Source organism: Elusimicrobiota bacterium (assembly GCA_016180815.1).
Taxonomy (GTDB): domain Bacteria; phylum Elusimicrobiota; class Elusimicrobia; order JACQPE01; family JACQPE01; genus JACPAN01.
Map to the genome: position 1 here is coordinate 150,588 of JACPAN010000005.1, position 6,578 is coordinate 157,165.

General features: G+C 50.9%; 8 protein-coding genes. All 8 read right to left on the reverse strand.

From position 1 onward, the window contains the following. Positions 1-18 precede the first annotated feature (18 nt). Positions 19-801, reverse strand: coding sequence for a hypothetical protein (locus tag HYT79_02435; GenBank protein MBI2069431.1), 783 nt, complete (start codon positions 799-801; stop codon positions 19-21). Further along, the gene (locus tag HYT79_02440; protein ID MBI2069432.1) at positions 798-1,061 is read right to left on the reverse strand and encodes a type II toxin-antitoxin system HicB family antitoxin; all 264 of its coding nucleotides are present in this window, start codon (positions 1,059-1,061) and stop codon (positions 798-800) included. Before HYT79_02440 ends, HYT79_02435 begins: the two co-directional genes overlap by 4 nt. A 19-nt stretch (positions 1,062-1,080) precedes the next feature. Next, complete coding sequence (locus HYT79_02445) at positions 1,081-1,968, reverse strand: hypothetical protein (protein ID MBI2069433.1); 888 nt, start codon at positions 1,966-1,968, stop codon at positions 1,081-1,083. A gap of 12 nt (positions 1,969-1,980) precedes the next feature. Then, positions 1,981-3,030: a transposase gene (locus HYT79_02450; protein ID MBI2069434.1), complete on the reverse strand. Its 1,050-nt coding sequence runs from the start codon at positions 3,028-3,030 to the stop codon at positions 1,981-1,983. A 111-nt stretch (positions 3,031-3,141) separates the two neighbouring features. Next, the gene (locus tag HYT79_02455) at positions 3,142-4,092 is read right to left on the reverse strand and encodes a class I SAM-dependent methyltransferase (protein ID MBI2069435.1); all 951 of its coding nucleotides are present in this window, start codon (positions 4,090-4,092) and stop codon (positions 3,142-3,144) included. A gap of 46 nt (positions 4,093-4,138) precedes the next feature. Further along, positions 4,139-4,579 (reverse strand): hypothetical protein, encoded by a 441-nt coding sequence (locus HYT79_02460; GenBank protein ID MBI2069436.1) that lies wholly within the window; start codon positions 4,577-4,579, stop codon positions 4,139-4,141. A gap of 52 nt (positions 4,580-4,631) precedes the next feature. Continuing rightward, on the reverse strand, positions 4,632-5,381 hold the full coding sequence (locus HYT79_02465) for a matrixin family metalloprotease (GenBank protein MBI2069437.1): 750 nt from the start codon (positions 5,379-5,381) through the stop codon (positions 4,632-4,634). A 107-nt stretch (positions 5,382-5,488) separates the two neighbouring features. Continuing rightward, complete coding sequence (locus tag HYT79_02470) at positions 5,489-6,493, reverse strand: sensor domain-containing diguanylate cyclase (GenBank protein MBI2069438.1); 1,005 nt, start codon at positions 6,491-6,493, stop codon at positions 5,489-5,491. Between the last annotated feature and the right edge of the window lie 85 nt (positions 6,494-6,578).

Sequence of the window (6,578 nt, forward strand, 5' to 3'; positions counted from 1 at the left end):
TAACGGTGTGGAGTTTCATTATTCCTGTTCGGCTGTTTGTGGCTTTTGCCAAGCAAATCCTCGAACCTGAATAAAGTTAATTACAATTGAGCCTACGGTTTTTAGTATGTTTTCCTTGACCAGATTTTTCAATTCAGTAGCGTAGGGATCAAATTTCTTAAGGCATTCTTGAGCAGCAGCATCGGCAAAATAGAATTTTGTTTCTGCCATCGAAGCGGCTCTGGAAATGTAAGGAACTTTTAATGGATTACTATGTAGGTTTGCGCTTTGTGGGGCAAAGAAGTCTTTGTAACCGTTGGCAATAACCTTGTTCTGACTATAGTGAAAAGCGATATTGTTTCGATGCTGTGCCAATTCTTCTAGAAGTTTATTGGAGAATTTATTGATTTTTGATCCTACTGAAAATTGATAAAGTTCATCCCACAAGCGTTGTCTTTCTTGTGGCAGCGAATGAATCGTTTTTACAAAAAGCGAGTGTTTAATGGCGTTTTCGTTATTTTTGATGCTATCTGTTAGTTCAAACACACAGGCCCAAAATAATCTTTGAATATGAACTTCAAATCCTCCGTGATGGCCATTGTAAACGGAGGGTGAGTCTGCATTTTTCGGTAAGGTATTCTTAAGCTGACGAAAGGCCCAAACCAAATTTTTCAAATCATTAAAAAATAGGGCAAGCATCAGTACGAAGTTGCAGGTCTTTTGTTCGTCTTTATCATTTCCGACGAAGGCATTTGGATCGAAAGTTTCGAGATTTTGATCTTCCCCTTCAATTTCAGGCAAAAGGAACTCTTGTTTAATCATCGAACAATTTGGCCTCGGCGGGCTTTGGCGTCTCGGGAGCCGCGCCGCAGTTTTTTTAAAAGTTTTTTGTCGTTCAGGATAGAGCGTTCTTCTCGCCCAGCAGTTTTAAGCCAAAGAGAAACCGCAACCTTAACTTCTTTGACAGCTTTTTCCGACGTCCTGCTGAAGGCTGAGCAGCCGGGAAGTTCCGGAACGGTGGCTATATAACCTCCGTCTTCTTTGCTGAAAAGAACTCGGATGGCATAAGGTCTTTTTTCCATCTGCGGAGGCGGAAATTCTTTACCCGCCCAAACCGAATCTTAGGCTGGCTCCGACGGTGACGGCGGTGGAGTCTTTGCCGACGGACGGGTGCAGGGCTTCGAACGCTCCGAAGACTTCCAGCATTTCAAGGCCGACATGCGCTCCGACGGAAAAAACGCGTGTTGTCAGCGTGCTGGCCTTGTACGACGTCCGGTTGTAGGTGACGAAAGGATTGATGAGAGGCAAAAACGGAATTTCAGCATGAAGGGTCAGGCTGGTTTCCGGGAATCCTTCCAGACGCATGTTGACGCCATCGAGCTTTAAGCGTTGGGCCGGCCGGTCTGAAGCGGTCAAGGTTTTATTGTAATCGGATTGGGTTAGATTGGCGCTGGCATGAATGCCAACGAAACTCGCCCCGGCGAACACGCTTAAATCGGTTTGAGTCACTTCGAATTTATTGGCCAATGTGGTCCGGGCTGCGTTTAATTTATCCTCATGCTTGGTGACTAAAGCGCCGGCGCCGGCATCCACCCTGGCCAAGCCTCGCCCGCGTGGGGCTCCGCCGCCCGACGTTCTGATGCGCTTTCTTCCCCCGCCCGTGGCCGAGAACGTGAGCGTGGCATCCGCGCCCGCGAAGGCGTTTGAGTAGTCGTCCTCTTCAGGCGTCGCGCCGCCGGTGACGCCCAGGCCGAGTATGGACGTATCGTAGCCCAGGCGCGCGGCAAAGGTTTTAAAGCTGGCCGTTGTTTTATCCGAGGTGAAAAGATCGGCTTCGGGCCGGATGGACAGGGCTCCTGCTCCGATCTCGAGATAGCCGTATGTTCCTTTGTAATCATCCGAGCCTAAGGTCTGGCGCAACCCGATATCAATCGCTCCGGCTGATCCGGCCGACAAGCAAAGAATGATTGCTGCGACGAGTCGTTGCATAAAATCCTCCTGTTAATTCAATCTGTCCAGCGAATTCGAAGCGCCGGCGGGCGGCTGTTCGGGCGCGCCTTCGGCTGTCGAAACAGGCGTTTTTTCTTGTATTGTTTCGGCGATGGCCGCCTCGATGCGTTCGAAATGCCGCCGGGTATCTTCATTGTTTTGAATTTTAGATTTTAATCGGGTGACCAGTTTGCTGATCCCGGCTTCCCCCATCAGGAACCGGCCGGCCATTTCTTTGAGGCTTAATCCGGAACGTTCCCTTAAAATGTAGATGGCGAATTTTCTGGCCAAGCGATTGTTCTGGCGGCCGCCGGCTAATTCATCGGGATTGAGATCAAAGACCTTGGCGATCGCTGATTCGGCGACGTCGGGTTCCAGGCGGTCCTTAAAAATATTCCGGTGCGCGATTTCCTTGTCGCCCAGGCTGTTTTGAATTTTGCGTTTGATGGTTTGGGCGAATTCTTTGGAGCCCAGGAGGGTCTGACCCATCGCCTTTTTCGTCGGGTCGTCATGTTCCGCAATGGCCATGAGAAAATTTTTGTAAGCGAGGATGGGCCCTTCCTTCGTCTTGGCGAAGGAAGAAAGAACGTCGGCGGTGTTGAGCCAGGCCGGCGGTTTCCTTAAAGCCAAATAATCCCGGCAACTGCTCCAGGGATGGACCCAGGGATCAAAAGCAAGATTGGCGGCCACAGGCTGCAGGTGGATATAACGGCTTAATCCGGCCAAATAAGATTCTTTTTCGAGAATCAAGGCCTTAAACCGGCCCTGGAAAAGGTGGCCCACCCGGCCGTGCCGCCGATTGAAGTATTCTGCGTATCGCCCGTTGATCAGGCGCATGCCCATGGATAGATTGGCCCCCGGCGTTTCAACGAGAAGATGGTATTGATTGTTCAGCAAAGCGTAAGCATGAAACTTAAAGCCGTATCGGACGAAGGTTTCGTTTAGCAGGGAAATGAAAGATTCGCGATCCTGATCATGAAGAAAAACGGGTTTTTTGTCGTTGCCTCTGGAAAAGACATAGTAGAGGGCGTTTTCTAAATTGATTCGCAGTTGCCTGGCCATCGGATCATGTTAACAATTTAAAGGGTCATGTCCAGATATTTGACAAAACAATTGAAAATCAGTCAAAAAACAGTCAAGTTTTTAGGTGTGTCCCCTGAAATTTGACGGGGATTAAATTTTTTGGAAGAGGTAGAACTCGCGTAACCGGAATGATTTAACCGCAAAACCCATGTCTTTGGCGCCTCGGATGAATTTTTTTCGGTCATGTGGCAGGTGCATGGGGTGATTTTCCGTACAGCCGAACGGCGTGTTGGCGATCAGATGCCCCCCCGGCTTTAAGCTGCGGTAGAGGTCGTTTAAAGCAGTCAAGGGATCGGCCACGTGCTCCAAGGTATCGAACGAGGTGATCAAGTCGAATTCTTTTTCCGGCAAAGGTTTGCCCGGCATCAGATAGAATTTGCCTTCAAGTCCCCTCTGGGCGAAGCGCCAGCGCACGAATTCCAGGAGATGGCTCGAAACATCGGCCATAGAGGCCTGTAGACCATGATGCGCGTACAAAAGGCCGCAGGAGCCGTCGCCGCTGCCGAAATCCAGGCAGGATTGAGCGCCTTTCTCAAGAGCGAATAAAAGGGCTTCGACCGCATGATGGCCGCCGAATTCATAGGGTTTGCTTCGTTCGTGGATCAGGTCGGCGATATAGGTCGTGTTTGTCCGGTAAAATTCCATGATTTGATCGGCGCTTTGCGGGGCGGCCTCTTTCCACTCATCGGCCATTTGAGTCGTCGCTTGTTGGCATAGCCGGAGGGCTTCCTCCTTGGAAATTTTGAGGTATTCGGACATTTCGTTTAAGGCGCTTTCGTAAATCGTCGGATAGCCGGGGAGTTTCAGGGCTTCTTCCCAGAGTTGATGCCATAGCCGCCGGCGCGATCCGGCCAAAACCGCGGCCATGCGCCTGGGCAAATGGCTGATGGCTAAACGGGTCCAGCGTTCCAATTTCCAGGGTTTCTGGAGCGCCGCTTTTTTCAGCCAAGGCCGGGCTTCATCGAACTCGTTGATATGAAAATAAAAGCGGCCGACACGGTAGGGGCTGGCTTTTGGGATTTGAATCTGTTCGGCAATCACTGGAATAGGATCATTATACTACCGGAGCCCCGCCCGGAATCCGGGGTTAGGAGCGGCCGCTGGTTTGCCCGGAGCAGTGCTGATAGCTTTTAATCAAATACCAGCCGGCTAAGATATTGACAGGCGGCGATACGAATAAGCCGAGCCGGCCGAATAAGGTGATGTCTTGGCAGAAATAAAGGTAAATCCAATCGGTAATGATTTCGCTCCATCGCAAGCCCGCGACAACAACAAGCCAAAAGGGTTCTTTTCGCCAGCGCGCTAGAGCAATTCCTTGAAAAAGAGTGAAGGCGACCCATGTCGCTCCAGTGCGACGAAGAAGCCCCTGGGGATCGTCATAGGGGACCCCGTGCATGACGCGGGACCAGAATTCGGGAATAAACAGGGCGACGACGCTCAGGACAATGTCCAAGACAAGAAGAGCGCCCAGCAAGGTGTTGATGCGCTTCGATGCGTGGTTGCCTTCCATGGTTTTCCTGAAAAGCATTGTTCAAAATTATGTCGATCTTGGCTATAGGAGAAGCGATCCTTGGCGCGGGTTACGGCAGGCTGGGGTGTCTGTTAAAGCCTCGTTTTCTGCAAAATTTGGCGACCTGTTTCTTGGAGAGTTTTTCTTGCGTGTAATTCGTGTCGCAGCTTGGGTACATGAGATTCGTCGGATGGCCGGCATGCCTTAAGCTTACCGCATGCCCCATTTCATGGGCTAGAACCGCATTGGTGCATTTGTGATCCGTGTCTTCGCTCCCATCTTCGCGCCGGCCAAGATTAGCCAGATTAATCAGGATCAAATCAATCGGGTGTATCCTCTCGGCTTCTTCCTCCCGGTTTTCCCGTGAAGATTCTGAGATGGCCGTTTGACAGGCGGACTGCCATTCGGTGTGACTATAGTAAGCTCCATAATAATCAGGACTATCGATTTCTTCGAAAGTGCCTCTGTAGTTGACGTAAACGACGGGGAGTTTACCCCGGATATTGCCTATTTGACTCAATAAGGCTGCATTTACGCTGACGCAGGCATCGGCCAGAGTCTCAAAATTTCCCTCCAGCATGGAGAAAGGATCAAGACCTTCCGCGGATGGATACTGTTCGTTAATGGTTATTTCATGGTTTCCCAAAATCTGGTTTGCTTTGCGTTTAAGATTTTCTGGCCAAAGAAGGTCGTTGAAGGCGGTAAACGGCATCACGATCAGAGCGTGTGAATCTTTACAGCAATATTGATCCCGGTCGTCTGCGCAACGCTCAACGACGCTGTCATCGGCGTCGGCGCAAACATCGGTTAAGTTGAGCATTGAACAACTAAGGGCCAAAAGTCCGGCGTGCAGGATTGCGATCGTTTTTGATTCCCCTGATTTCATATTAATTTTTTAACAGAGAACGGCCCCCGATGCAAGGAGAGTCATTCTTTGCTGGGATGAACGACGACCTGATTGCGCCCGCTTTCTTTGGCCGAATAGAGGGCTCGGTCCACGAGCCCGAGCATTTCATTGCTTGATTTAGGCTGGGTGGCCTTGAAGCTGGTGGCGCCTAATGAGAGCGTCACGGGCACGGTTTCTTTGTCGAAATTGAAGGTGCGTTTTTCCACGTCGGCGCGGATGCGTTCGGCGATCACCGAGGTTTGTTTAATATTCGTGTGGGGTAAAATCAGCGCGAATTCCTCGCCGCCGTAGCGGGCCAAAATATCGCTGGTGCGAATGGCCGCTTTGATGGTGTCGGCCGTGGCCGCTAAGGCCAAGTCGCCGGCTAAGTGGCCGTGTTGATCATTGATTCCTTTAAAGTGGTCGATATCCGCCAAGATTAAGCCGAAATCGCCGCTGTAGCGGTCCGCGCGGGCGAATTCATTGGCCAGCCAGGATTCGAAGTAGCGCCGGCCGTAAACGCCGGTCAATTGATCGAAAAATGCCATGGAGTAAAGCCGCGCGTTTTCGATGGCCACGGCCGCTTGGGCCGCGAACGCCGAGAATATTTTTTGATCCTCCTTGGTGAAAACGCCGGTTTTTTTATTGATGGCTTCCAGGACGCCCAATATCTTGTCTTCATTTTTCAGCGGCACGCAGAGAATATTTTTGGTGGAAAAACCGGTTCTTTTGTCCGCGCGAGAACTGAAGCGCCGGTCGCGGCGCACATCGTTGATCAGCAGCGGACGGCCGTATCGAGCGACCCAGCCGGCGATCCCTTCGCCCACTTTAAGGCGGATTTCGCGGATGCTGGTCGCGCCTCCCTTAAACGTATGGAAATAAAGCTCCTTGGTGAAGGGATCAAGCAGGAGAAGGGAGCTGGCTCTGACGTTCATGACATAGCGGATGGCCTTGAGGATTTCTTCCAATATTTCCTGTTCATGCTGCGAGCGGCTTAGTAGAAGGGTCGTTTCAAGAAGGCGATAGAGCGTATCTTGCCGGCGCATGATTCTATAGTGTTGAAGAGAAACGCTTTTTTGGCAATAGCGAATACGCCGCTTGAGCGGTTATTTGGCGCCGTTACCGCGATCA